At 73.4% G+C, this 23593-nt stretch carries 19 protein-coding genes; 8 read left to right on the forward strand and 11 right to left on the reverse strand.

The genetic code is table 11. The features are described 5' to 3' along the window. The first annotated feature begins 3 nt into the window (after positions 1 to 3). On the forward strand, positions 4 to 546 hold the full coding sequence (locus ACIGG8_RS01460) for an alkyl hydroperoxide reductase (RefSeq protein WP_350522205.1): 543 nt from the start codon (positions 4 to 6) through the stop codon (positions 544 to 546). Between the two features lie 83 nt (positions 547 to 629). On the opposite strand, the gene ACIGG8_RS01465 is transcribed toward ACIGG8_RS01460, so the two are convergent. From ACIGG8_RS01465 to ACIGG8_RS01480, 4 genes are all read right to left on the reverse strand, one after another. Continuing rightward, positions 630 to 2162, reverse strand: coding sequence for an AI-2E family transporter (locus tag ACIGG8_RS01465; protein ID WP_396544661.1), 1533 nt, complete (start codon positions 2160 to 2162; stop codon positions 630 to 632). Between the two features lie 508 nt (positions 2163 to 2670). Beyond that, the gene (locus ACIGG8_RS01470; protein ID WP_396544663.1) at positions 2671 to 3417 is read right to left on the reverse strand and encodes a transglycosylase SLT domain-containing protein; all 747 of its coding nucleotides are present in this window, start codon (positions 3415 to 3417) and stop codon (positions 2671 to 2673) included. A gap of 452 nt (positions 3418 to 3869) precedes the next feature. After that, the gene (locus ACIGG8_RS01475) at positions 3870 to 5204 is read right to left on the reverse strand and encodes a PhoH family protein (RefSeq protein WP_396544665.1); all 1335 of its coding nucleotides are present in this window, start codon (positions 5202 to 5204) and stop codon (positions 3870 to 3872) included. Between the two features lie 246 nt (positions 5205 to 5450). After that, entirely contained in the window at positions 5451 to 6245 is a 795-nt protein-coding gene (locus ACIGG8_RS01480; protein WP_350522209.1) for an isoprenyl transferase, read from the reverse strand. Positions 6246 to 6692: 447 nt separating this feature from the next. Here ACIGG8_RS01480 and ACIGG8_RS01485 point away from each other — a divergent pair, with 447 nt between their 5' ends. Further along, positions 6693 to 8288: a chitinase gene (locus tag ACIGG8_RS01485; RefSeq protein WP_396544667.1), complete on the forward strand. Its 1596-nt coding sequence runs from the start codon at positions 6693 to 6695 to the stop codon at positions 8286 to 8288. A 130-nt stretch (positions 8289 to 8418) separates the two neighbouring features. On the opposite strand, the gene ACIGG8_RS01490 is transcribed toward ACIGG8_RS01485, so the two are convergent. Continuing rightward, a complete protein-coding gene (locus tag ACIGG8_RS01490; protein ID WP_396544669.1) occupies positions 8419 to 9132 on the reverse strand; it encodes a prepilin peptidase in 714 nt (237 codons plus the stop codon). Between the two features lie 303 nt (positions 9133 to 9435). Here ACIGG8_RS01490 and ACIGG8_RS01495 point away from each other — a divergent pair, with 303 nt between their 5' ends. Then, positions 9436 to 10650 (forward strand): pyridoxal phosphate-dependent aminotransferase, encoded by a 1215-nt coding sequence (locus ACIGG8_RS01495; RefSeq protein WP_396544671.1) that lies wholly within the window; start codon positions 9436 to 9438, stop codon positions 10648 to 10650. 198 nt (positions 10651 to 10848) lie between these two features. Continuing rightward, complete coding sequence (locus ACIGG8_RS01500; RefSeq protein ID WP_396544673.1) at positions 10849 to 11415, forward strand: RICIN domain-containing protein; 567 nt, start codon at positions 10849 to 10851, stop codon at positions 11413 to 11415. A 211-nt stretch (positions 11416 to 11626) separates the two neighbouring features. On the opposite strand, the gene ACIGG8_RS01505 is transcribed toward ACIGG8_RS01500, so the two are convergent. Next, positions 11627 to 13453 (reverse strand): phosphoenolpyruvate carboxykinase (GTP), encoded by a 1827-nt coding sequence (locus tag ACIGG8_RS01505; protein WP_396544675.1) that lies wholly within the window; start codon positions 13451 to 13453, stop codon positions 11627 to 11629. A gap of 284 nt (positions 13454 to 13737) precedes the next feature. Here ACIGG8_RS01505 and ACIGG8_RS01510 point away from each other — a divergent pair, with 284 nt between their 5' ends. After that, a complete protein-coding gene (locus ACIGG8_RS01510; protein WP_396544677.1) occupies positions 13738 to 14430 on the forward strand; it encodes a hemolysin III family protein in 693 nt (230 codons plus the stop codon). Here the strand turns inward: ACIGG8_RS01510 and ACIGG8_RS01515 are convergent. Beyond that, positions 14401 to 15069, reverse strand: a complete 669-nt coding sequence (locus ACIGG8_RS01515) for a hypothetical protein (RefSeq protein WP_396544679.1) — start codon at positions 15067 to 15069, stop codon at positions 14401 to 14403. The genes ACIGG8_RS01510 and ACIGG8_RS01515 overlap by 30 nt on opposite strands. Before the next feature lie 308 nt (positions 15070 to 15377). Here ACIGG8_RS01515 and ACIGG8_RS01520 point away from each other — a divergent pair, with 308 nt between their 5' ends. After that, positions 15378 to 16970, forward strand: coding sequence for an MFS transporter (locus tag ACIGG8_RS01520; RefSeq protein WP_396544681.1), 1593 nt, complete (start codon positions 15378 to 15380; stop codon positions 16968 to 16970). Between the two features lie 8 nt (positions 16971 to 16978). Further along, the gene (locus tag ACIGG8_RS01525; RefSeq protein WP_350522218.1) at positions 16979 to 17635 is read left to right on the forward strand and encodes a TetR family transcriptional regulator; all 657 of its coding nucleotides are present in this window, start codon (positions 16979 to 16981) and stop codon (positions 17633 to 17635) included. Positions 17636 to 17762: 127 nt separating this feature from the next. Here the strand turns inward: ACIGG8_RS01525 and ACIGG8_RS01530 are convergent, their stop codons facing one another. Both ACIGG8_RS01530 and ACIGG8_RS01535 read right to left on the reverse strand, forming a co-directional pair. Next, a complete protein-coding gene (locus ACIGG8_RS01530) occupies positions 17763 to 18638 on the reverse strand; it encodes a hypothetical protein (protein WP_396544683.1) in 876 nt (291 codons plus the stop codon). Positions 18639 to 18646: 8 nt separating this feature from the next. After that, on the reverse strand, positions 18647 to 19333 hold the full coding sequence (locus ACIGG8_RS01535; protein WP_396544685.1) for a papain-like cysteine protease family protein: 687 nt from the start codon (positions 19331 to 19333) through the stop codon (positions 18647 to 18649). 258 nt (positions 19334 to 19591) lie between these two features. Between ACIGG8_RS01535 and ACIGG8_RS01540 the strand changes: the two genes are divergently transcribed. Next, complete coding sequence (locus ACIGG8_RS01540; RefSeq protein WP_396544759.1) at positions 19592 to 20524, forward strand: hypothetical protein; 933 nt, start codon at positions 19592 to 19594, stop codon at positions 20522 to 20524. A 34-nt stretch (positions 20525 to 20558) separates the two neighbouring features. Here ACIGG8_RS01540 and ACIGG8_RS01545 read toward each other — a convergent pair whose 3' ends face one another. Next, positions 20559 to 21419 carry a GNAT family N-acetyltransferase gene (locus tag ACIGG8_RS01545; protein WP_396544687.1) on the reverse strand — a complete coding sequence of 287 codons (861 nt, stop codon included), beginning with the start codon at positions 21417 to 21419 and terminating at the stop codon, positions 20559 to 20561. A gap of 94 nt (positions 21420 to 21513) precedes the next feature. After that, on the reverse strand, positions 21514 to 23556 hold the full coding sequence (locus ACIGG8_RS01550; protein ID WP_396544689.1) for a thioredoxin domain-containing protein: 2043 nt from the start codon (positions 23554 to 23556) through the stop codon (positions 21514 to 21516). Between the last annotated feature and the right edge of the window lie 37 nt (positions 23557 to 23593).

Consider the following 23593-nt stretch of genomic DNA (forward strand, 5'->3'; position numbering starts at 1 on the left):
CCCATGGCTCTCGACGACCTGAAGGCCGCCCTCCCGGACTACGCCAAGGACCTCAAGCTCAACCTGGGCTCGGTCATCGGCAACTCCGACCTCCCCGCCCAGCAGCTCTGGGGCACCGTGCTGTCCTGCGCGATGGCCAGCCGCAGCGCCGGTCTGCTGCGCGAGCTGGAGCCGGAGGCCAAGGCCAACCTCTCCCCCGAGGCGTACACCGCCGCCAAGGGCGCGGCCGCGATCATGGGGATGAACAACGTCTACTACCGGACGCTGCACCTGCTCTCCGACAAGGAGTACAGCACGATGCGGGCCGGTCTGCGGATGAACATCATCGGCACCCCGGGCGTCGAGAAGGTCGACTTCGAGCTCTGGTGCTTCGCCGTCTCGGCCATCAACGGCTGCGGCCAGTGCCTCGACTCGCACGAGGCCGTCCTGCGCAAGGCCGGCGTCGAGCGTGAGGTCATCCAGGCCTCGATGAAGATCGCCGCCGTCCTGCAGGCCGTGGCCGGCGTCCTCGACTCCGAGGCCGCCCTCGCCGACGTCACCGCCTGACGCACCCGGCACCCGAGCGGGCCCCCTCCCGGACACACGTCCGGGAGGGGGCCCGTCGCCGTTTCCCGGTACGCCCGCGCGGGTCAGTCCGCGGCGGGCTGGGCGACCGGGCTCGGCTGGACCGCCTGGTTCGGCTGGACCGCAGCCGTGGGCTGGGTGGCGGCGGTGCGCTCGGCGGCCTCGCGGGCGGCTTCGAGGGCGACGAACACGGCCTGGCCGGCCTCGTTGCGACGGCGGAGGTGGGTGATCACGGTGTTGGTGACGGCGATCAGCGGGACGGCGACGACCGCGCCGCCGATGCCGCCGATGATGCCGCCGGCCGCGACACCGAGGACCACGCCCAGCGGGTGCACCCGGACGGCCCGGCCGAGGATCAGCGGCTGCAGGATGTGGCTCTCGACCTGCATCACCGCGATCAGCACCACCAGCACCATCAGCGCCGTCCACGGCCCCTGGGTGACCAGGGCGATCAGCACCGCGACGGTGCCGGTGACCAGTGCGCCGACCAGCGGGACGAAGGCGCCCAGGAAGATGATCACGGCCAGCGGCATCGCCAGCGGGACGCCCAGCAGGTCGATGCCGATCCCGATGCAGACCGCGTCGATGAAGGCCACGCACACGGTGCCGCGCACGTAGGCGGTGAGCGTCGCCCACGCCTTCGGGCCGGCGCCGGCCATCGCGAAGCGGGAGTGCCGGGGCAGCCCGCGCAGCGCCCAGTTCCAGATCCGCTCACCGTCGTAGAGGAGGAAGAAGGTGGTGAAGAAGGTCATCAGCAGCGCGGTCAGCACCTCGACGGCGATCTGCGCGCCGGTGATCGAGGCCGAGGTGAGCTGATCGGTGTTGGTGGTGATCGCCTTGGTGATCTGGTCGGCGAAGTCCTTGATCTGCTGCTGGGTCAGGTGCAGCGGCCCGGTGATCAGCCAGTCCCGCAGCTGGTTGACACCGTCCTTGACCTGGGCGGTGACGTCCGGCAGGTTGGTGCTCACCTGCCAGACCACGAACCAGCCGACCAGTCCGATCCCGGCCAGGCCGCTCAGGAAGACCACGCCGGCCGCCAGCGAGCGCGGCGCCCCGTGCCGGCGCAGCCAGGACACCGAGGGCTCCAGCAGCGCGGCGATCAACAGCGAGGCCAGCACCGAGAAGGCGACCAGCCGCAGCATGTCGACCACGTAGAAGACGACGTAGAGCGCGGCGCCGAGCAGCAGCAGTCGCCAGGTCGACTCGGCGGCCACCCGCAGTCCCCACGGCACCGCCTCGGCGGGGGTGGCGGGCCGACCGGGGTGGTACTCGCGGCCGAGCCCGGCGTGCGCGGTGGGCTCGGTGGGCGCGGCCGGAGCCGGTGCGACGGGTGCGGGTGCCTCGGCGACCGGCACCCCCGCCGGCACCGCGGGCGCCGGGGCGGGGTCGGCCCTGGGGACCGGCACCGGGCCGGACACCTCGACGGCCGGCACGGGCCCCTCGACGAGCGCGTGACCCTCCGTGAGCACGGGCACGGCGAGTTCATGCGGGTCGGCCGCCATCGCGGCGCGTCTGCGCCGTTCGATCACGGCGGCCGCGCTCGCCACCACGGCCATGCCCTTGGCCACGGCCTTGAAGGCCTTTCCGCCCCGCGCCATCCTCGCTACCACCGCTCCCCTGCCCGGTCCGCCGTGCCCGGCGGTACGCCGCGGGTCCTGCCGCGGCCGTCAGGGATGACGCTACCCGGCGAGGGTGCGGCGAGTCCGGCCGCCGGTCAGTTCGATTCGACGACCTCACTCCGGAAACCGGGGCAAATCGCCATGTTCCCGCTGGTTTCGGATGCACTTCGCTGGGGAGGAGTCGGGACGAGACCCCGGAGAGCACGGCTCCGGAGGGCATCGAGAGCCAACCGCCGGCGGACCGGCCGGTGCGGGGAGCAACCAGGACCCCTCCCCGCGCCCCGCGTCCGCATCCAGGACCGCACCGCCCGAGAGCGCACTGGTCAGCGCAGCCCGGGCGGCGCGGTTCGTCTTCTCCCGCCGGCACGCCGGCCGCCCCGGCCCAGGAACGGCGACGGCCCAGGAACGGCGACGGCCCCGGCCGCCCGCCCGGGAAGGGCGAGCGGCCGGGGCCGCACGGAGTGCGCCGCCGCAGCAGCAGCCGCTCCTAGTACCAGCTGTGGGCCTGCCAGAACGACCAGGCGCCGCAGGGGCTGCCGTAGCGGCTGTTCATGTAGTTGAGGCCCCACTGGATCTGGGTGGCCGGGTTGGTGCGCCAGTCGGCGCCGACCGAGGCCATCTTCGAGCCGGGCAGCGCCTGGACGAGGCCGTACGCGCCGGAGCTCTTGTTGGTCGCGGTGTAGTCCCAGCCGCTCTCGCGCTTCACGATCTGGCTGAAGCACTGGAACTGGGCGTCGTTGCCGACGATCTGCCGGGCCAGGTCCTGGACCGAGCCGGGGCTGACCGAGACCGGGGGCGTGTTGGTGCTGCCGTCGACAGCAGTCATCGCCGAACGGGCCTTCGACCGGTTGGCGGCCTCGGCGGCAGCCTTGCGGGCGTCGTCGGCAGCCTTGGCAGCCTTGTCCGCGTCGGCCTTGGCCTGGGCGTCGGCCTTCGCCTGGGCGTCCGCGGCGGCCTTCTGGCGCGCGGCCTCCTCGGCGGCCTTCTGCTCCGCGGCGGCCTTGGCAGCTGCGTCGGCGGAGGCCTGCTGGGCGGTTGCCTGCTGGCCGATGTTGTCACTGATGGTCTGCGCCTGGGCGCCAGAGGGGACTTCGGCAAGCAGGGTCGCGCCGGCGACGTCGACCGTCTGCGTGGTCTTGCCCTCGCTGCCCGAGGCCATACCGACGACGGCACCGACAGCGGTGACGGCGGTGGCGGAGGCCACAGCAACTCCCCGGACCGAGATCCGAGTCACATGGATTCCTTCCAGCATCGCCCACGCGTGACCGTGCGGACGCAACATGCCCCTTGGCACGGACCTCCGCACGGTGCTCTGGTCACGGGAGGTGCTGGCCCGGCGTCCGGTGCCGAGGTGAGGCGACCGGGCGTTGGAATCGGGCGGCGTACGGCTCATCGGTGTTCAATTATGCGTCCACCGACCGGAGTTGGCGGACCTTCCGGGCCTGACTCCCGGGGTCCGGAAGCCCTGCCGCGCCGTACGCGGGGCCTGACAGAACCCTCACCATGCCGCACGGGACACCGCGGACGCAATTCCCGCCCGCGTGGCGCATGTCACATTCACCACCCCGGAGTTCACCGGACGGAAAGCACTCGATGTGATGAAACGGATGGGGCCCGCTCCGTCAGGAGCGGGCCCCGGGGCGCGAATTGACCGCATTGTCCGACTATGTCCCGATCAGGGACGGATCACGGGTGGATGTCCTCCAGCATCTCCGTGACCAGCGCCGCGATCGGCGAACGCTCCGAGCGCGTGAGCGTGATGTGCGCGAACAACGGATGCCCCTTCAGCTTCTCCACCACCGCCACCACGCCGTCGTACCGGCCCACCCGGAGGTTGTCCCGCTGCGCCACGTCGTGGGTGAGCACCACCCGCGAGCCCTGGCCGATCCGGGACAGCACCGTCAGCAGGACGTTCCGCTCCAGCGACTGCGCCTCGTCCACGATCACGAAGGCGTCGTGCAGCGAGCGCCCCCGGATGTGGGTCAGCGGCAGCACCTCCAGCATCCCCCGGGAGATGACCTCCTCGATCACGTCCGGCGTGGTGACGGCGGAGAGGGTGTCGAAGACCGCCTGCGCCCAGGGGCCCATCTTCTCCGCCTCGGAGCCCGGCAGGTAGCCGAGCTCCTGACCGCCGACCGCGTACAGCGGCCGGAAGACCATCACCTTGCGGTGCTGCCTCCGCTCCAGCACCGCCTCCAGACCCGCGCACAGCGCCAGCGCCGACTTGCCCGTACCGGCCCGGCCGCCCATCGAGACGATGCCGATGTCCGGATCGAGCAGGAGGTCCAGCGCCACCCGCTGTTCGGCGCTGCGCCCGCGCAGCCCGAACGCCTCGCGCTCCCCGCGCACCAGCCGGACCCGCCCGTCGCCGGTGACCCGGCCGAGCGCGCGGCCGCGCTCCGAGGTGAGCACCAGTCCGGTGTGGACGGGCAGTTCGTCCACCCCGTCGACGTCCACCCCGGCGTCGTGGCCGGTCGCGAACAGCGCGTCCACCTGATCGGCCGGGACGTGCAGCTCGGACATGCCCGTCCAGCCGGAGGTGATCGCCAGCTCGGCCCGGTACTCCTCGGCGAGCAGGCCCACCGAGCTGGCCTTGATCCGCAGCGGCAGGTCCTTGGAGACGACGGTGACGTCGTAGCCCTCGGCCTGCAGGTTGCGGGCGACCGCGAGGATCCGGGTGTCCGCCTCACCGCCGCCGGCGCGGTAGCCGACCGGCAGTATCGACACGTCGGAGTGGTTGAGCTCGACCCTGATGGTGCCGCCGAGCTCGCCGACCGGGATCGGCTCGTCGAGCCGGCCGTGGCGGATGCGGTAGTCGTCGAGCAGTCGCAGCGCCTGGCGGGCGAAGTAGCCCAACTCCGGGTGGTGCCGCTTGGCCTCCAGCTCGGTGACGACCACCACCGGCAGGACGACCTCGTGCTCGTCGAAGCGGGTCATGGCGAGCGGGTCCGCCAGGAGCACGCTGGTGTCGAGAACGTACGTGCGCCGGTCTGGTGTCCGGCGGCTCTTGGAACTGACCACTAGGCCTCCAGAGCGGATGACCCTGCGTCATCCGCGGCAAGCCGGCCTCGCTGCCCCGGTGGCCTCGGGGCCGGACTGACTGGAGTATTCCCAGGCGGGGGGCGGTGCATTCGCGCCCCCGGCGAACTGACGGATCATTGCCGGTGAACGTTTGGCCTCGCGCGGCACCCGGGTAGGCCAGCCCTACGGCGGTCACTTCGCCGCGCGGCCGCCGGCCGGGGCCGCGGGCCCGCGACCAGGACGGGTCTAGAGCCCGAGCCGCCGGTTGCGCTGTTCGAACGCGCGCAGGGCGCGCAGGAAGTCGACCTTGCGGAAGGCCGGCCAGTACGCCTCGCAGAAGTAGAACTCGCTGTGCGCGCTCTGCCAGAGCAGGAAGCCGGACAGCCGCTGCTCGCCCGAGGTGCGGATGATCAGGTCCGGGTCGGGCTGGTTGCGGGTGTAGAGGTGCTCGGAGATGTGCTCGACGGTCAGGATCTCGGCCAGTTCCTCGATCGAGGTGCCGCGGCCGGCCTGTTCCTGGAGCAGCGAGCGGACGGCGTCGGCGATCTCGTGCCGGCCGCCGTAGCCGACGGCGACGTTGACCGTGATGCCGTCGATGTCGGCGGTCTCGTCGGCGGCGCGCTTGAGCACGTCGGCGGTGTGCTGCGGGAGCAGGTCCAGCGCGCCGACCGGGTGGACCCGCCAGCGGCGGGCGGCCGCCAGGCCGGTGACGGCGTCCTCGATGATGCCGAGCAGCGGGACCAGCTCGTCGGCCGGGCGGTCCAGGTTGTCGGTGGAGAGCATCCAGAGGGTGACGACCTTGACGTGGGTCTCGTCGCACCAGCCGAGGAACTCGGTGATCTTGTCGGCGCCGCGCTGGTGCCCGTAGGCGGTGGAACCGCCCGCGGCCTTGGCCCAGCGGCGGTTGCCGTCGAGGATCACGCCGATGTGGTGCGGGGTGCGCGCGAGGTGGACCTCGACCCGGCGGCCGTAGAGCCCGTACATCCCGCCCAGCAGGGTGCGCAGCCCCGGCGTCCGTTCGGCGACATCGCGCAGACCCATGTTTCCCGGACCCCTCCGTGCTCGTTCAGCGGGTGCGTCACCACCCCGGCGCAGCCTACTCCGGCAGGCACGCGCACGGTAAAGCCGCAGGTAGCGGTCTGGTCACGGTCCTGTGCGAAGTCTGTCGCAGGGAGCGCGTCGGGGCCCTCGGGGGAGCGCCCGGCGGTCGTCCGGGAGCCGCCCGGGGCGTCCGGTGGCGGTGGCGGTGCGGACACGGAACGGTCTCCGGATCCTTAACGGAACCGTAAGCCGTCCGTCCGGTGCTTGACGACCAGCAATGGTCTAGTCCAGCTTGTGACCCGGGACGGAACGACCCTCCGCCGTCCCTCACCCAGGCTCACCCCGGGCCCTCCCACGGCCTGCTCGGACGCAAAGCCCTCCCCCCACACGCGGCCGCCGCGCCCCCCACCGCGGCGGCCGCTCCTCCTCCCCCAGGAGCGTCATCCCATGGCCCGTACGCCGAACCAGCCCTCCCACAAGCGCCGGCGCAGCCCCCTCCCGGCCGTCGCGGCCGGTGCCACCGCCCTCGCCCTGGCCGGCGGCGGCCTCGCCCTCTTCGCCGGCGGCGCCGGCGCGGCGGTCGGAAACCTGGTCACCAACGGCGGCTTCGACGGCGGCCTGGGCGGCTGGAGCTGCACCGGCGCCGCGGCCGCCGTGTCCTCGCCGGTCCACTCCGGCACCGGCGCGCTGCAGGCGACCCCGGGCGCCGGCGACACCGCCGAGTGCACCCAGACCATCAGCGTGCTGCCCAACACCAGCTACACGCTGAGCGCCTGGGTCCAGGGCCCGTACGTCTACCTCGGCGCGCGCGGCACCGGCGGCACCGACCCCTCCACCTGGTCCAACCAGAACAGCTGGAACCAGCTGTCCACCACCTTCACCACCGGGGCGAACGCCACCAGCGTCACCGTGTACCTGCACGGCTGGTACGGCCAGGGCGCCTACCTCGCCGACGACGTCGCGCTGGCCGGCCCCGGCGGCACCGGCACCCCCTCGCCGACCGCGACCCCCACTCCCACGCCGACCGCGACGGCCACCGCCTCCCCCACGGCCACGCCCACGGCGACCCCCACCGCCACGCCCACCCAGACCGCGACGCCCACTCCCACCGCCACGCCGACCGGTACCACCCCGCCGACCACCGGCCTGCCGGCGCACGCCGTCACCGGCTACTGGCAGAACTTCGACAACAACTCGACCCCGCAGCGCCTGAGTGACGTCCAGAGCGCGTACGACATCATCGCGGTGTCCTTCGCCGACGCCGTGCCGACCCGCACCGGCGCGATCGGCTTCACGCTGGACCCCGGTCTGTCCAAGGCGCTCGGCGGCTACACCGACGCCCAGTTCCGCGCCGACCTCAAGGCCAAGAAGGCGGCCGGCAAGAAGGTCGTCCTCTCCATCGGCGGCCAGAACGGCGCGATCAGCGTCGGGGACGCCACCGCCGCGGCCAACTTCGCCGACAGCGCCTACGCGATCATCAAGGACTACGGCTTCGACGGCATCGACGTCGACCTGGAGAACGGCGTCCAGCCCGGCCCGCTGGCCGACGCGCTGCACTCCCTGCAGGCCAAGGTCGGCTCCGGCTTCGTCCTGACCATGGCCCCCGAGACCATCGGGATGTACAGCACCGCCGGCGCCTACTTCCAGCTGGCGCTGAAGACCAAGGACATCCTCACCGTCGTCAACACCCAGTTCTACAACTCGGGCGGCATGAACGGCTGCGACGGCAAGGTCTACAACCAGGGCACCATCGACTTCATCACCTCGCAGGTCTGCACCCACATCCAGGGCGGACTGCGGCCGGACCAGGTCGGCATCGGCGTCCCCGCCTCCACCCGGGCGGCCGGCGGCGGCTACGTCTCCCCGACCGTGGTGAACAACGCGCTGGACTGCCTGGCCACCGGCAACAACTGCGGCAGCTTCGTGCCGCCGGCCAAGTGGCCGACCATCCGCGGCGCGATGACCTGGTCGACCAACTGGGACGCCAACAACGGCAACGCGTTCTCCGACACGGTCGGCCCGTTCGTCCACCGGATGCCCTGAGGACCCACCTCCCCCGGCGCGCCGCTCCTTGAGGGTGGGGCAGGCGCGCCGACGGCGGGGCCCGTCGTACCGCTCCGGTACGGCGGGCCCAGCCGCGTTCCGCGCGTTCCGCGGTACGCCCGGCACCGCGCTACCGGGCCAGCACCGCCGTGAGCGCACCGAGCAGCAGGAACGGGCCCACCGGGACGTCGAGTCCGCGCACCGGGCGCCGGCGGACCAGGGCGGCGGCGGCCCGCAGCACCGCCCACAGACCGGCCAGCACGGCCGCGGCGAACAGTCCGCCGAACGCCACCGACCAGCCGTACCAGCCGAGCAACCCGCCCAGGGCGAGCCCGAGCGGGGAGTCCCCGGGCCCCAACGCCCTGACCCAGACGGCCAGTTCGAGCACCGCGCCGACCGCGAGAGCCACCAGCAGGCAGCGCAGCAGGGCGTCGGGCCTCCCCTCGGCCAGCGCCGCCACCACCAGCAGCGCGGCCACCCCGCCGAGCAGCGGCAGGGTCAGCCGGTACGGCAGCCGGCGCACCCGGGCGTCGACGAAGCCGAGTGCCACCCCGAACGCGGCGGCCCAGGCCAGCGCCGCGGTCACCGGCCCGTCCGCCGCGTACGCCACCGCGACGGCCACCGCCGCCGCGACCGTCTCGACCGACCACGCGCCCGCGCCCAGCCGCTCCCGGCAGCCCGGGCAGCGTCCGGTCGGCGGCAGCACGCGCACCTCGCGCGCGCACGACGGGCAGGCCCCGCACCACGGCTCGCCCTCCGGCACGGCGAACCGGGCGACCAGCCCGCGCAGCGGCGGAGCCGCCAGGAGACCGACCAGCACCGCCGCGACCACGACCGGCACCACCGGCGCACCCCCTCCTCGATCGACGAACCGGCCACATCCTCCCGCGCCGGGCCGGGCGCTGTCCGGCGTCCGACGACCGGCGGACGCGCCCCGGGCGCGGCGCCCGATGTGCCGTCCGTCTCGTTCCGCGTCGCACCCCGCCTGCACCCCTCGCATACGGGACCATTCCGGACAGTGCGCCCCCTCTTCGGAAGGCCCGCCGTTGCCCCCGCCTGCCGATCCAAGGAGGCCCCTCCGGGCCCTCCGGAGCACCTTCCCGGAGGACCACCGCCGGGGTCGTCCGTACCCCTAAAGTAGGCAGACATGCAGGTCATCCAGTCCAGCAAGCTCGCCAACGTCTGCTACGACATCCGCGGCCCGGTGCTCGACGAGGCGATGCGGCTGGAGGAACAGGGCCACCGCATCCTCAAGCTCAACACCGGCAACCCGGCCACGTTCGGCTTCGAGGCGCCCCCGGAGATCCTCCAGGACATCCTGCGCAACCTCTCGAACGCGCACGGGTACGGCGACTCCAAGGGCCTGCTCTCCGCCCGCCGCGCGGTGGTCATGCACTACGAGGACCGCGGGCTGCACGGCCTCTCGGTCGACGACGTCTTCCTCGGCAACGGCGTCTCCGAGCTGATCCAGCTGGCCATGACCGCCCTGCTGGACGACGGCGACGAGGTGCTCGTCCCGGCGCCGGACTACCCGCTGTGGACCGCCTCGGTCTCGCTGGCCGGCGGCACCGCGGTGCACTACCGCTGCGACGAGCAGTCCGAGTGGTACCCGGACCTCGCCGACATCGAGGCCAAGGTCACCGACCGGACCAGGGCCATCGTGGTGATCAACCCGAACAACCCGACCGGCGCGGTCTACCCCCGCGAGGTGCTGGAGGGCATCGTCGAGATCGCCCGCCGGCACGACCTGGTGGTCTACGCGGACGAGATCTACGACAAGATCCTCTACGACGACGCCGAGCACGTCCCGCTCGCCACCCTGGCCCCGGACCTCTTCTGCGTCACCTTCAACGGCCTGTCCAAGGCGTACCGCGTCGCGGGCTTCCGCTCCGGCTGGATGGTGCTCTCCGGCGACCGCACCCGGGCCCGCAGCTACATCGAGGGCCTCACCGTGCTCGCGTCGATGCGGCTGTGCGCCAACATGCCCGCCCAGCACGCGGTGGCCGCCGCGCTCGGCGGCCGGCAGTCCGTCCGCGACCTGGTGCTCCCCGGCGGACGCCTGCTCGCCTCGCGCGACGCCGCGTACGAGCTGCTGAACCAGATCCCCGGGGTCAGCTGCGTCAAGCCCAAGGGCGCCCTGTACGCGTTCCCGCGGCTGGACCCGAAGGTCCACAAGATCAAGGACGACGCCCGGATGGTCCTCGACCTGCTGCGCTCCCAGCGCATCCTGCTGGTCCAGGGCACCGGCTTCAACTGGCCCGAGCCGGACCACTTCCGGCTGGTCACGCTGCCGCGGGCCGAGGAGATCACCGACGCGGTGACCCGGATCGGCGACTTCCTCGGCGGCTATACCCAGCCTTGACCGTTCCTTTGACCGAGGTTCACCGGCAGGGCCGTAGGATTCCCGCGCGTCGGCGGCCCGGATTCCTCTCCGGGCCGTAGGGGGGACGAGCCGGTCGGCAGTGCGCCGCGGCCCGGGCCGACGCGGACACCGCGGCGCTCCACCGCCCGGACGGCTCCGCTCCCCTGCCCCCACTCCTCTGCAAGGGACCGGTCCGTCTTGACCATCCGCATTCCGCTCACCCGCGCCCGCGTCGCCGCGGCCGTCTCGGTCGCCGCCATCGCGCTGACCACCGCCCTGCCGGCCACGCCCGCCTCCGCCTCCACCGGCGGTTTCCGCATCCCGACGTCGAGCACCGTCGTGAACGCCAACTCCGGCAAGTGCCTGGAGATCGCGGACTGGAGCCACGACAACGGCGCCCCGGCCCGCCAGTGGGACTGCACCGGCGGCGCCAACCAGCGCTGGGACTACGTGCCCGACAGCGGCGGCTTCCGCCTGGTGAACCGCAACTCCGGCAAGTGCCTGGAGATCGCCGACTGGAGCCACGACAACGGCGCCCCGGCCCGCCAGTGGGACTGCACCGGCGGCTGGAACCAGCACTGGAACTACGCCGGCTCCATCGGCTCGCGCAACGAGCTCGGCCTGGCCAACCTCAACTCCGCCTTCCTCCTGGAGATCGCCGACTGGCGCACCGACAACGGCGCCCCGGCCCGCCAGTGGCAGGGGTCCACGGTGGGCGTCTGCCAGGGCAACCAGGCCTGGATCACCGCGATCACCCGCCTCTGACACCGCCCGCCCGCAGCACCCGGCACCGGGCGCTGCGGGCACCGCGGCGGGCGGTGCCCGGGGCGCGGAAAACACTACGGCCGGAGTCCCGGTCCGGACGATCTCCTTGGTCGGGGAAAGATCGTCCGGCGGAACTCCGGCCGTCCTGTCGCATCGGCGGGGCGCTCGGTTCGTGCCGCGCGACCGCCTCTCGCTCGGTTGAGGCTCAGGCTCAGCCGAGGCGCGCGACGAGGCTCCGGTACTCGTCCCACAGCTCCTTCGGGGTGTGGTCGCCGAAGGTCTCCAGGTGGGCCGGCACGAGCGCGGCCTCCTGGCGCCAGAGGTCGGCGTCCACGGTGAAGAGCAGGTCGAGGTCCTCCTGGGTCAGCTTCAGGTCACCGAGGTCGAAGCCCTCGACGGTCGGCAGCACGCCGATCGGGGTCTCGACGCCCTCGCCGGTGCCCTCCAGCCGCTCGACGATCCACTTGAGCACGCGGCTGTTCTCGCCGTAGCCGGGCCAGACGAACTTGCCCTCGGCGTTCTTGCGGAACCAGTTGACGTAGTAGATCTTCGGCAGCTTGGCGGCGTCCGCCTGGGCGCCGACCTTCAGCCAGTGGGCGAAGTAGTCGCCCATGTTGTAGCCGCAGAACGGCAGCATCGCGAACGGGTCGCGACGCAGCTCGCCGACGGTTCCCTCGGCGGCGGCGGTCTTCTCGGAGGCGATGTTGGCGCCGAGGAAGACGCCGTGCTGCCAGTCGAAGGACTCGGTCACCAGCGGGACGGCGGTGGCGCGGCGGCCGCCGAACAGGATCGCCGAGATCGGCACGCCCGCCGGGTCCTCCCACTCCGGGGCGATGGTCGGGCACTGCGCGGCCGGGACGGCGAAGCGGGCGTTCGGGTGGGCGGCCGGGGTGCCGGACTCGGGGGTCCAGTCGTTGCCGCGCCAGTCGGTCAGGTGCGCCGGGGGCTCCTCGGTGAGGCCCTCCCACCACACGTCGCCGTCGTCGGTGAGGGCGACGTTGGTGAAGACGGTGTTGCCCCAGAGGGTGTCGATGGCGTTGGCGTTGGTGTCCACGCCGGTGCCGGGGGCGACGCCGAAGAAGCCGGCCTCGGGGTTGATGGCGTACAGGCGGCCGTCGGCGCCGAAGCGCATCCAGGCGATGTCGTCGCCGATCGTCTCGACCTTCCAGCCCGGGACGGTCGGCTGGAGCATGGCCAGGTTGGTCTTGCCGCAGGCCGAGGGGAAGGCGGCCGCGACGTACTTGGCGTCGCCGCTCGGCGGGGTGAGCTTCAGGATGAGCATGTGCTCGGCCAGCCAGCCCTCGTCGCGGGCCATGGTCGAGGCGATGCGCAGCGCGTAGCACTTCTTGCCGAGCAGGGCGTTGCCGCCGTAGCCCGAGCCGAAGGACCAGATCTCCTTGGTCTCCGGGAAGTGCGAGATGTACTTGGTGCTGTTGCACGGCCACGCCACGTCCGCCTCGCCCTCCGCGAGCGGGGCGCCGACGGTGTGCACGGCCTTGACGAAGTCGCCGTCCTCGCCCAGCTGGTCCAGCACGGCCTGGCCCATGCGGGTCATCACGCGCATCGACACGGCGACGTAGGCGGAGTCGGTGATCTCGACGCCGTACGCGGCCAGCGGGGAGCCGACCGGGCCCATCGAGAAGGGCACGACGTACATCGTGCGGCCCTTCATCGCGCCGCGGAAGAGGCCCTGCTCGCCCTGGAAGACCTCGCGCATCTCGGCGGGGGCCTTCCAGTTGTTGGTCGGTCCGGCGTCCTTCTCCTGCTCGGAGCAGATGTAGGTGCGGTCCTCCACGCGCGCCACGTCCGTCGGGTCCGAGGCGGCGTAGTAGGAGTTGGGGCGCTTGTCCTCGTCGAGCTTCTTGAAGGTGCCCTGAGCCACCAGCAGGTCCGCGAGGCGCTGGTACTCCTCGTCGGAGCCGTCGCACCACTCGATGCGGTCCGGCTGGGTGAGCTCGGCGATCTCGCTCACCCAAGCGAGCAGCTGCTTGTGGCGGGTGGGCGCGGATGCGCTGAGAGCAGAGATCTCGTACGACACGATCGCTCCGTTTCACGCCATCTCGGCGAAGAGACGGCGTTGCGGGGGTCTGAGGGTGCTTGCAGCGTAGCTCCGGGCTCAAGGCCTGAACGCCCCGTGGCGTCGAAATTGACGCATCTTTTACTACATTAAGTATGATTACTCGCGGGTAACAGGTCGCTCACGTCCCGGACGGAGTGGGCGAGGCCACACTCCAAATACTCCAAAACGTCCAAGAGTGACGATCGCCACTTCCTACGCGTCAGTAACCTACGGATCCGTAGGTAGCCGGTAACATGCTGCGCATGACTGCTGCTGCGCTCGCTGAGAGCCTCGCGGAGGGCCCCGTCGAGAACGGGGAGAGCAAGCCGAAGTGGCGCGGCTGGCTGCACGCCGCGATGTTCCCCGCCACGGTGGCCGCCGGGATCGTGCTGATCTGCCTGGCCGACTCCACGCCCGCCAAGATCGCGTGCGCGATCTACTCGGTCAGCGCCTGGCTGCTGTTCGGGGTCAGCGCGGTGTACCACCGCTTCGACTGGGGCCCGCGCGGCGACGCGGTGCTCCGCCGGCTGGACCACGCGAACATCTTCCTGATCATCGCGGGCACCTACACGCCGTTCACGATCCTGTTGCTCAAGGGCGCGAACCAGCAGCTGCTGCTCTGGGCGGTCTGGGGCGGCGCGCTCGCCGGGATCGCCTTCCGGGTGTTCTGGGTCGGCGCGCCGCGCTGGCTGTACACACCGGTGTACCTCGCACTGGGCTGGGCCGCCGCGTTCTTCCTGCCGGACTTCCTGCACACCGGCGGAGTCGCCGTCCTGGTGCTGATGATCGTCGGCGGGGTGCTCTACAGCATCGGCGGCGTGGTGTACGGGCTCAAGCGGCCCGACCCCTCACCGCGCTGGTTCGGCTTCCACGAGGTGTTCCACGCCTTCACCCTCGGCGCGTTCATCGTGCAGTACGTCGGCGTCTCACTGGTGGCGTACAGCACGGGCGGCTGAACCCGGCGCACCACGACGGGCGGTCGAACGGTCCACGGACCGGGCGGCCGCCCGTTCGGCCGTCCAGGGCCGCTCGTACGGCGCCCGGACCTGCGGGTGGCGCAGGTACGGCAGGTGGTCGGCGGCACCGGGCTCCGGCTGCGCGGCCGGCTCCGGGTGCTCGTGGTGCGCCCGGTCCTCGTGGTGTGCCTGGTCCTCGTGCTGCTCCGGGTGCTCGTGGTGGTCCGGGTGCTCGTGCTGCTCCTGTCCGGCCCGGCGCTCGTCGCGCTCGCGCTGCTCCCGGTCGGCCGGGCGCCCCGCGGAGGACCGGGACGCCGACGGCTCCGGGCGCACTGCGCGGGTGCGGGTGCGGGCCTGCCGGGCGTCCAGCGCCTCCCGGGCCCGGCGGCAGCGCTCGCAGTGCGCGGCGTCCGGGCTCCCGCGGCGCGGACGGTGCCCGGCCGGGGACGGACGGCTGTGCAGGGCGCGCCAGCGGCGGCCGACGTAGACCATGAGCAGCAGGGTCTCGACCCCGGCGACCGCGAGGACCAGCAGGGCGCCGTTGATCAGATAGGCCGCGACCACGGCCAGCGCGGAAGCCACCACCGCCGCCGCGCCCCACACCTGGGCACTCGCCTGCTTGTCATCCGTGTCGGCCACTTCGGTCCCCTTTCCCCGGTGCCGGGCTCGTGGTCGGCTCCTGCCGCCCCACCCCTTCTCCGCTCTCGGCACGCGTCGGCCAGCACTGACCGATTGCCACATGGTATCTACCGACAGTCACTCCCCACTGCCCTCGGGCGGCGAACGACAGATCAACGTTGCGTCAATTCCTTGTGTGGAAGCAGCACTTCCAGGACACATCACGCAGCGTGACGAGCCTATGACAACATCATCATGTTGACGGAGACCATCTTTTGGGAGTTACTTTCATTTGAGAGAAACTTCCAGCAGAGGTCCCGGAGGTCGCCGTGCCCGCCGCCCCGCCCACTCCCGCCACCACCACCGCCCCGGCCGTCGCCACCGCCGACCCGCGTCGGTGGCTCGCCCTGGTCGCCGTCGCCCTGAGCGTCCTGGTGGTCAGCTTCGACATGACGATCCTGAACGTCGCCCTGCCCACGCTCGCCTCGCAGCTGCAGGCCACCACCGGTCAGCAGCAGTGGATCGTCGACGCCTACACCGTGGTCTTCGCCGCCGCGATGCTCCCGGCCGGGCTGTTCGGCGACCGCTTCGGCCGCCGCCGCACGCTCACCGTCGGCCTGGCGCTGTTCGGCCTCGCCTCCGCCGTCGGGATACTCACCGACTCCCCGGCCACCCTGATCGCCGCCCGCGCCGGGATGGGCCTGGCCGGCGCCCTGGTCATGCCGATGTCCATGGCGGTGATCCCCGGCCTCTTCCCGCCCGCCGAACAGCGCCGGGCCACCGCGATCCTGGCCGCCGCACTCTCCGCCGGCGCCCCGCTCGGACCGCTGATCGGCGGCTTCCTGCTGCAGCACTTCTGGTGGGGGTCGGTCTTCGCCGTCAACGTCCCGCTGACCGCGGTCGGCATCGTCGCCTGCGTCCTGCTGCTGCCCGAGAGCCGCAACCCCGCGGCGCCCCGGATCGACCTGCTCGCCGCCGTGCTCGCCGCCGGCGGCCTGGCCGCGCTCACCTACGGCATCATCGAGGGCACCGAACGCGGCTGGACCGACCCGCTGGTGACCGGCACGCTGACCGGCTCCTTGCTCGCACTCGCCGCCCTGGTGCTGCGCAGCCGCCGGCAGCGCGAACCGATGCTCGACCTCTCCCTGCTCGCCGACCGCACCTTCCGCTGGTCCTCCGTCGCGGCCACCCTGATCTCGTTCGTCCTGTTCGGCGCCTTCTTCGTGCTGCCCCTCTACTTCCAGAGCGTGCTCGGCACCGACGCCCTCGGCAGCGGGCTGCGGCTGATGCCGATGATGCTCGGGCTGATCGTGGCCGCCAAGCTCACCGACCCGCTGGTCGACCGCCTCGGCGCCCGTACGGTGATCGCCCTCGGCCTGGCGCTGCTCGCCGCCGCCCTGCTCTTCGGCAGCCGCACCGGCACCGCGGACGGCTACGGGCGGGCCGCGATCTGGCTCAGCGTGCTCGGGATCGGCATGGGCCTGTCGCTGATCACCGCCCAGGCGTCCGCCCTGGTCACGCTGCCGGCGGCGCGGGCCGGAGTCGGCTCCGGACTGCTGCAGACATTGCGCCAGGTCGGCGGCGCGCTCGGCATCGCCGTCCTCGGCAGCCTGCTGTCCGGGGCGTACCGGGGCGCGCTGGACACCGGCGGGCTGTCGGCCGCGGCGGCGCACCGGGCCGGGGAGTCGGTGGTCGCCGCCGACGCCGTCGCCCGCGCCGGGGGCGGTCCGGCGCTCGGTGCCTCCGCGCACGCGGCGTACGTGCACGGGATGGGGGTGGTGCTGCTGATCGCCGGGCTGGTCGCGGTGGCCTCGGCGGTGCTGGTCGCGGCGCGGATGCCGGGCGGCGACCCGGCCCCCACCGCCGGCTCCGGCGACTCCGGCCGCGCGGACGCCCCTGCCGTCACCGGAGATCACGGATAATCGGACACATGACTCCCCAGCAGCCGACCGCGGCCCTCCCGGACGCCCCGACCGACCCGGTCCAGGCGATGCTGGAGGCGCCGCTGTCGCTGCGCGAGCGGAAGAAGCTCAAGACCCGTCAGACCATCCGCCGCGAGGCGTACCGGCTGATCGCCGAGCAGGGCTACGAGAACACCACGGTGGAGCAGATCGCCGCCGCCGCCGAGGTCTCGCCGTCCACCTTCTTCCGGTACTTCGCCACCAAGGAGGACCTGGTCCTCTCCGACGAGTACGACCCGGCGATGATCGCCGCCCTGCTGGCGCGGCCCGCCGACGAGCCCTTCCTCACCTCCTGCCGGGAGGCCATCCGCAGCCTGCTCCGCCAGCTCCTCCGGCACGATCGCGAGGAGCTGTACACCCGGATGCGGCTGGTCACCGAGGTCTCCGCGCTGCGCGCCGGTGTGGCGCGCAGCAGCAGCAACCCGCAGCGGCTGTTCCTCACCGCGCTCACCCGGCGGGCCGGCGTCGAGGAGCCCACGTACGAGATGCGCGTCACCGCCGCCGCCATCGCGGCCGCCACCACCGAAGCCCTCCTGCAGTGGGCCGCGGCCGACGGCCGGGAGGACATCGCGGACTTGATCGACCACACCTTCGCCCTGCTGGAGAGCGGCTTCGCCGGGGTGTGAGCTCGGCCGTCCGGCCGGGGTGTGAGCCCGGCCGTCCGCCGTCCCGCCGCGCCGGGAGGCGCAGCAGGACAAGGAAGAGGGGACAGGCAGCGGGGCCCGGTCCGCTCGGCCCGGGCCCCGCTCCCGCTCACCCGCGGCGGACGCCCGTCCTCCGCCGCAGGACGGCGCCCGCGCCCACCAGCGCGGTGGCGCCCAGGGCCGCGGCCGCCGTCACGGCCGCCGGCATCGAACCACCGGCCGCCGCCGGCTCCGGCGCGGCCACGGGCTGCTCGGCGGCATCCGCCGGGTAGCCGCCGCCCCGGCCCGCCCGGTCGTACGCCGAGCCGGGCAGCTTGTCGCCGTACCGCCGGTGCACCAACTGCTGGTACGCGGTCAGCGTGACCCCGTCCGCGCCCACCGAGCGGCGGGCCTCGTCGTCCAGCGGCAGCACCCGGCCGTCGCGCAGCACGTACCAGGCGTCGACCTGCGGCTCGCGGAAGGCGGTTCCACCGCCGCTGCCCGCCGCCTTCGCCGCGTAGTCGCTCTCGTCACCGCCCGAGGCGATGTTCACCACCCGCCAGGACTCGCCCTGCCGGACCGTCCAGACCGAGGCGGTCTGTCCGTCCGCGGCCACCACCTTGCTGGCGGTGAACTCGGCCTTCGCCACCGGCGCGCCCGGGGTGCCGGCCACGAAGCCGGCGTCCAGGACGTACACCGGCACGGTGTCGCCGGCCAGCCGCGGCGCGGACGCGCTCGCCGCCCGCGCCTCCTCGGCGGCGCCGATGGTCAGCTGCCGGGTCGGCGGGACGCCCTGGCGGGCGAAGAAGTGGCCGACCCGGTCGAGGACGGCCGGGTCCTGGACCGCACCGCGGGCCTGGGCCAGCTCTGCGGCGGGCACCGGCGCGGGGGCCTCGGCCGCCGGTTCGGGGGCTGCGGCGTGCGCGGCCGGGGCGAAGGCCGCCACGAGGACGGCGGTGAGCAGGGCGCCCGCGGCGGCCCGACGGAGGTCACGGTTCTCGGTCATGGCCGCCCTCACGCGCCGATCCGGTACAGGGAGTGGGTCCACGAGAACGTGCCGTTGTTCACGTAGTACCAGTAGTCCGCCCAGTTGTAGCGGTAGTCGGACGGCCACGGGTCGCCCCAGTAGACCCAGTTGTTCCCGGTGTCGTAGCCGTAGAGGACGTGCATGTGACCGCCGCCCGAGCTCCACTGGATGCGGGTCTCGACCGGCCGGTCGGCGTCCACCTCGGCCTGCACGGTGCTGTAGCGCAGGTAGCCGGTGACGTACGCGCCCGGGTTGATGCCCACCCGGTCCAGCCCGTTCTGCACGTCGCCCAGCGTGGCCTGGCTGTTGGGGCAGACGGAGCCGGTCGCCCGGCCGAACGCGGCGTTGCAGAACTGGTTCTGGCTGTAGTCGTAGCCGAACCAGGTGGCGATGGTGTTCCCGCTCGCCGCCCAGCACCAGTTGGTCTGCTGTTGCTGCTGCATGGTGATGTTGAGCTTCTTGAACGTGCCGGCCTGGTCGGCCGTACTGCCCGGCGCGGCGGCCCGGCGGACCTGGTGCGGGGCCCGGTCCTGCCCGGGGGCGACGGCCGTGGGGGCGACCGCAGTGGGGGCGGCGACCGCGGGGGCGGCGACCGCGGCGGTGAACGCCGGGCCCAGCACGCCGAGCGCGATCAGCGAGACGGCACGGCGCAGCCGTATCCGTGGAACTGGCATGGGGGGATGCCTCCTTGCGCGAGTGGAGCGAGGTGCTGTGTGGGGGCGCGGTCCGGATCGCGCCCCGAGCATCGCGCCTGGCCACAGGCGGGTCAACGGCCCCGGGAGGCGCCCGGGCCGGGGTGTGAACGGCCGGGCGCGGGTGTGAACACCGCCGGGGAAACCCCCGCGCAGCAGGCCCGGACCGGTGACAAACCGCCGTACCGATGTGAATATTCACGGTCAAAAGCCGGTCCGTCCGCACCTCAGGAGGCCGTCATCCACCGGAGCGACCCAGCCGATCTCGCCGCCGCCCTGCGCACCGGCCCGTTCCACCTCGCCCTGCGCACCGCCATCGCCGCCCGGGGCCTCGCGCTGCACCGGATCCGCCGCCGCCTCGCGCTGCGCGGCGTGAACGTCGGTGTCACCAGCCTCAGTTACTGGCAGCAGGGCCGCCGTCGCCCCGAACGCCCGGAGTCGCTGCGCGCCGTCGCCGCCCTGGAGGACGTCCTCGACCTGCCCGAGCACTCCCTCACCCGGCTGCTCGGCCCCCGCCGCGCCGCCGGAACCGGACCCGCCGGACCGCCCGTACGGCCCTACCGCGACCTCATCTCCCCCGCCAGCGCCGTCGACGACCTGCTCAGCACCCTCGCCGGGCCGCGCGACACCGGCCTGCACACCGTCACCCACATCGAGCGCATCCGGGTCGGCCCCGACCGCCAACTCGCGCGCCGCGACTCCCAGCACGCGCTGCGCGCCCACCGCGACGGCATCGACCGCTACCTCGCGATCTACCAGGGGGACCCGGGCAGCGACATCACCCGCGTCGGCGTCCGGGCCGAGGAGAACTGCCGCCCCGGCCGCGTCCGCCGCGACCGGACCCACCACCTGCTCGCCGCCGAACTGCTCCTCGACCGCCGGTTACGGGCCGGCGACACCCACCTGCTCGGCTACGGCTTCGACGACGCGCCCTCCCCGGAGCCGAGCTGCGAGTACGTCCGCGGCTTCAACTCCGGCGCCGGCCAGTACGTCCTGCAGGTCACCTTCCACCCCGCCGCCCTGCCGGTGCGCTGCCACCGCTTCGCCCTCCACTCCCCGGGCGAGGCCCCGTACGAGAGCGAGGAGCTGACCCTCGACGGCCACCGCTGCGTCCACCTCGTCGCCACCGCGCTGCGGCCGTGCATCCTGGGGATCCGCTGGGACTGGGAGTGACGGGCGGCGGCCGGGGCATCGGCGGGCAACTCCCCTAGGCCGCCCGGAAGTCGAGGACCAGGCAGTCCTCCACCGGCAGGTACCCGATCTGCTGGTAGACGGAGTTGCTGGTCGGGTTCGCCAGGTCCGTGTACAGCAGCACCTCGGCGGCCCCGAGGGCCAGCACATGGGCCGAGGCGGCAGCCGTGACGGCACTGCCGTAGCCGCGGCCGCGGTGCTCGACAGGCGTGTAGACCGGGCCGATGCGGGACATCCCGGCGAGCACCGGGCTGGTGCCGGCCAGCGCGACCGGCTCGCCGCCGTCCTCCCACAGGTGGAGGCCGCCGGCCGCGGTCCGGTCGTCCACCGCCCGCGGCACGTCCGGCAGACGGACCCCCGCCTCGGCCCCGAACTCCTCGTACCAGCGGATCGCCAGCTCGCGGTCGGCCGGCCCGGCCGGCCGGTGCCGGCCCGCGGGCGGGCGCGGCGGACCGGTCAGCCGGCCGAGCCGGTAGAGCCGTTCCTCGACCCGGACGGACTGCTCGGTCCCGGTGGCCGCCGTCCACGCCGCGGCGAAGGCGCGGACCGCTCCGGCGCCCCCGGCGATCCCGTTCACGGTCGTGAACCCGCTCCCCACCGCGGCCAGTTCGACCGCCAGCTCGGCGGCCGCGGCCTCCGGCATGGCGGAGAGCCTGAGGTCGAACGGCGGCGTCTGCAGGAAGGCGCCCGCGACCGGGCTGCCCTCCTCGGCGCGCCACCAGCCGAAGACCGGTGGGTCGCCGAACACGTCCAGCCCGGACTCGGCCAGCCGGTGCGCGATGGTGAGCAGGACGGTGTTCTCAGCGGGGCTGGCCGCGAGGACGGCACCCGCCCGGGCCCGGAAGTCATCGAGGGAGGTGCTGAAGGTCCAGGTCATGGCCCATGTTCGCCCCGACCCGACCGATCCTGCCAACGATTGTCCGGGCCCTGCCGGACGGCCGCCGCCCCCCGGCCCCCGGCCCCCGGCCCTGCTAGTCGACCGTCGCGCCCAGTCGCTCCGCCAGCACCGCCGGATCGGTGGTCGGCGCGTCGCAGGCGAAGTGCCGGCAGACGTACGCCGCGGGCGCCCCGCCGACCAGCGGCCGGTCCGCCAGCAGCGGCACCTCGGTCTCCCCCGGCTCGCCCACCGCGACCACCGCGCCCGGCGCCGTCCCGAGCAGCGCCGCCCGCCGCAGCGCGGCCGTGGCCCCGTCCCCGGCCGGGCCGACCACGGCGACCTCGCGCGGCCCGTCCAGCAGCGCCTCCGCCACCGCCAGGCCCCAGCCGATGAACCGCGGCGCCCGCCCGGCGAGCGCGCCGACCACGCCGAGGGCCCGCTCGGCGGCCGTGCGGTGCCGGTCGGATCCGGTGTACGCGGCGTAGGTGAGCAGGGCGCCGGCGGCGGCCGTCCAGCCGGAGGGGGTGGCGTTGTCGGTGGGGTCCTGCGGGCGGCGGATCAGTTCCTCGGCGTCGTCGGCGGTGTCGTAGAGCGCGCCGGAGGCCTCGTCGGTGAAGTGCTTGAGGACGGTGTCGAGCAGACCGCCGGCCAGTTGCAGCCACTCCGCCTCGCCGGTGACGGCGTACAGCGCGAGGAAGCCCTCGGCGGTGTCCGCGTAGTCCTCCAGCACGCCCGCGTTGGCGCCGGGCCGGCCGTCCCGGGAGGTGCGCAGCAGCCGGCCGTCGGGGGTGAGGTGGACGGCGAGCAGCAGGTCGGCGGCGCGCTCGGCGGCCTCGACCAGGTCGGGCCGCTCCAGCAGTGCGCCGGTCTCGGCGAGCGCGGCGACGGCGAGGCCGTTCCAGGCGGCGACCACCTTGTCGTCCCGGGCCGGTGCGGGCCGGGCCGAACGGGCTTCGAGCATCCGGGCGCGGATCGCCTCGTACTCGGCGGAGTCCTCGGGCTCGGCGAGGAGTTGGAGGACGGAGGTGCCGTGCTCGAAGGTGCCGTCGGCGGTGACGGTGAACAGCCGGGCGGCGGTGGCCGCGTCGGCGGGGCCGAGCAGGTCGACCAACTGGCCGGGCTCCCACACGTAGTAGGCGCCCTCGGCGGACTTCCCGGTCTCCTCGTCCAGGCTGTCGGCGTCCAGCGCGGAGGCGAACGCGCCCTCGGGGGTGCGGAGTTCGCGCAGCAGGAAGTCCGCCGTGGTCAGCGCGGTCCGCCGCGCGAGCGCGGAGCCGGTGGCCCGCCACAGGTGCAGGTAGGCGCGCAGCAGCAGGGCGTTGTCGTAGAGCATCTTCTCGAAGTGCGGCACCACCCAGGCGGCGTCCACCGCGTACCGGGCGAAGCCGCCGCCGAGCTGGTCGTGGATTCCGCCGCGGGCCATCGCCTCGCCGGTGCGCACGGCCATCTCCAGCGCCGCCTCCGATCCGGTGCGCGCGTGGTGGCGCAGCAGGAACTCGACGACCATGGCCGGCGGGAACTTGGGGGCGCCGCCGAAGCCGCCGCGCGCCTGGTCGAACTCCCGGCTGAGGGTCACCAGTGCCTGGTGCAGGTCCGCCTCGCCGGGCGGGTTGTGGGCGCCGGCCGAGTAGACGGCGGCCCGCTGGGCCAGGTCGGCCCGGATCCGTCCGGCGACCTCGCCGACCTCCTGCCGCCGGTCCCGCCAGGCGGCGTCCACGCCCTCCAGCACCTGCCGGAACGAGGGCATCCCGTGCCGGGGCTCCGGCGGGAAGTAGGTGCCGAAGTAGAACGGCTCCTTGTCGGGCGTGAGGAAGACCGTCATCGGCCAGCCGCCCTGCCCGGTCGCGGCCTGCACCGCCTCCATGTAGACGGCGTCGACGTCCGGGCGCTCCTCCCGGTCCACCTTGACCGCGACGAACCGCTCGTTCAGGTACCCGGCGAGCCCGGCGTCCTCGAAGCTCTCGTGCGCCATCACGTGGCACCAGTGACAGGCGGCGTACCCGACCGACAGCAGGACCGGCACCCCGCGCCGCGCCGCCTCCTCGAAGGCCCCGGGGGACCACTCCCACCAGTCGACCGGGTTCTCGGCATGCTGCTGCAGGTACGGCGAGGTCGCGTCCGCGAGACGGTTCGGCATGCCCCCATCCTTCCGCATCGGCGGCCGGCGGGGGCCG

The sequence above is a fragment of the Kitasatospora sp. NPDC085464 genome, from assembly GCF_044541955.1.
GTDB lineage: Bacteria > Actinomycetota > Actinomycetes > Streptomycetales > Streptomycetaceae > Kitasatospora.

Bases quoted from the DNA above. Each gene is read 5' to 3' on its own strand.
- ACIGG8_RS01550 (WP_396544689.1), bottom strand. From the start codon at position 23,556: ATGCCGAACCGTCTCGCGGACGCGACCTCGCCGTACCTGCAGCAGCAT.
- ACIGG8_RS01460 (WP_350522205.1), top strand. From the start codon at position 4: ATGGCTCTCGACGACCTGAAGGCCGCCCTCCCGGACTACGCCAAGGAC.
- ACIGG8_RS01525 (WP_350522218.1), top strand. From the start codon at position 16,979: ATGACTCCCCAGCAGCCGACCGCGGCCCTCCCGGACGCCCCGACCGAC.
- ACIGG8_RS01495 (WP_396544671.1), top strand. From the start codon at position 9,436: ATGCAGGTCATCCAGTCCAGCAAGCTCGCCAACGTCTGCTACGACATC.
- ACIGG8_RS01485 (WP_396544667.1), top strand. From the start codon at position 6,693: ATGGCCCGTACGCCGAACCAGCCCTCCCACAAGCGCCGGCGCAGCCCC.
- ACIGG8_RS01465 (WP_396544661.1), bottom strand. From the start codon at position 2,162: ATGGCGCGGGGCGGAAAGGCCTTCAAGGCCGTGGCCAAGGGCATGGCC.
- ACIGG8_RS01545 (WP_396544687.1), bottom strand. From the start codon at position 21,419: ATGACCTGGACCTTCAGCACCTCCCTCGATGACTTCCGGGCCCGGGCG.
- ACIGG8_RS01510 (WP_396544677.1), top strand. From the start codon at position 13,738: ATGACTGCTGCTGCGCTCGCTGAGAGCCTCGCGGAGGGCCCCGTCGAG.
- ACIGG8_RS01535 (WP_396544685.1), bottom strand. From the start codon at position 19,333: ATGCCAGTTCCACGGATACGGCTGCGCCGTGCCGTCTCGCTGATCGCG.
- ACIGG8_RS01530 (WP_396544683.1), bottom strand. From the start codon at position 18,638: ATGACCGAGAACCGTGACCTCCGTCGGGCCGCCGCGGGCGCCCTGCTC.
- ACIGG8_RS01480 (WP_350522209.1), bottom strand. From the start codon at position 6,245: ATGGGTCTGCGCGATGTCGCCGAACGGACGCCGGGGCTGCGCACCCTG.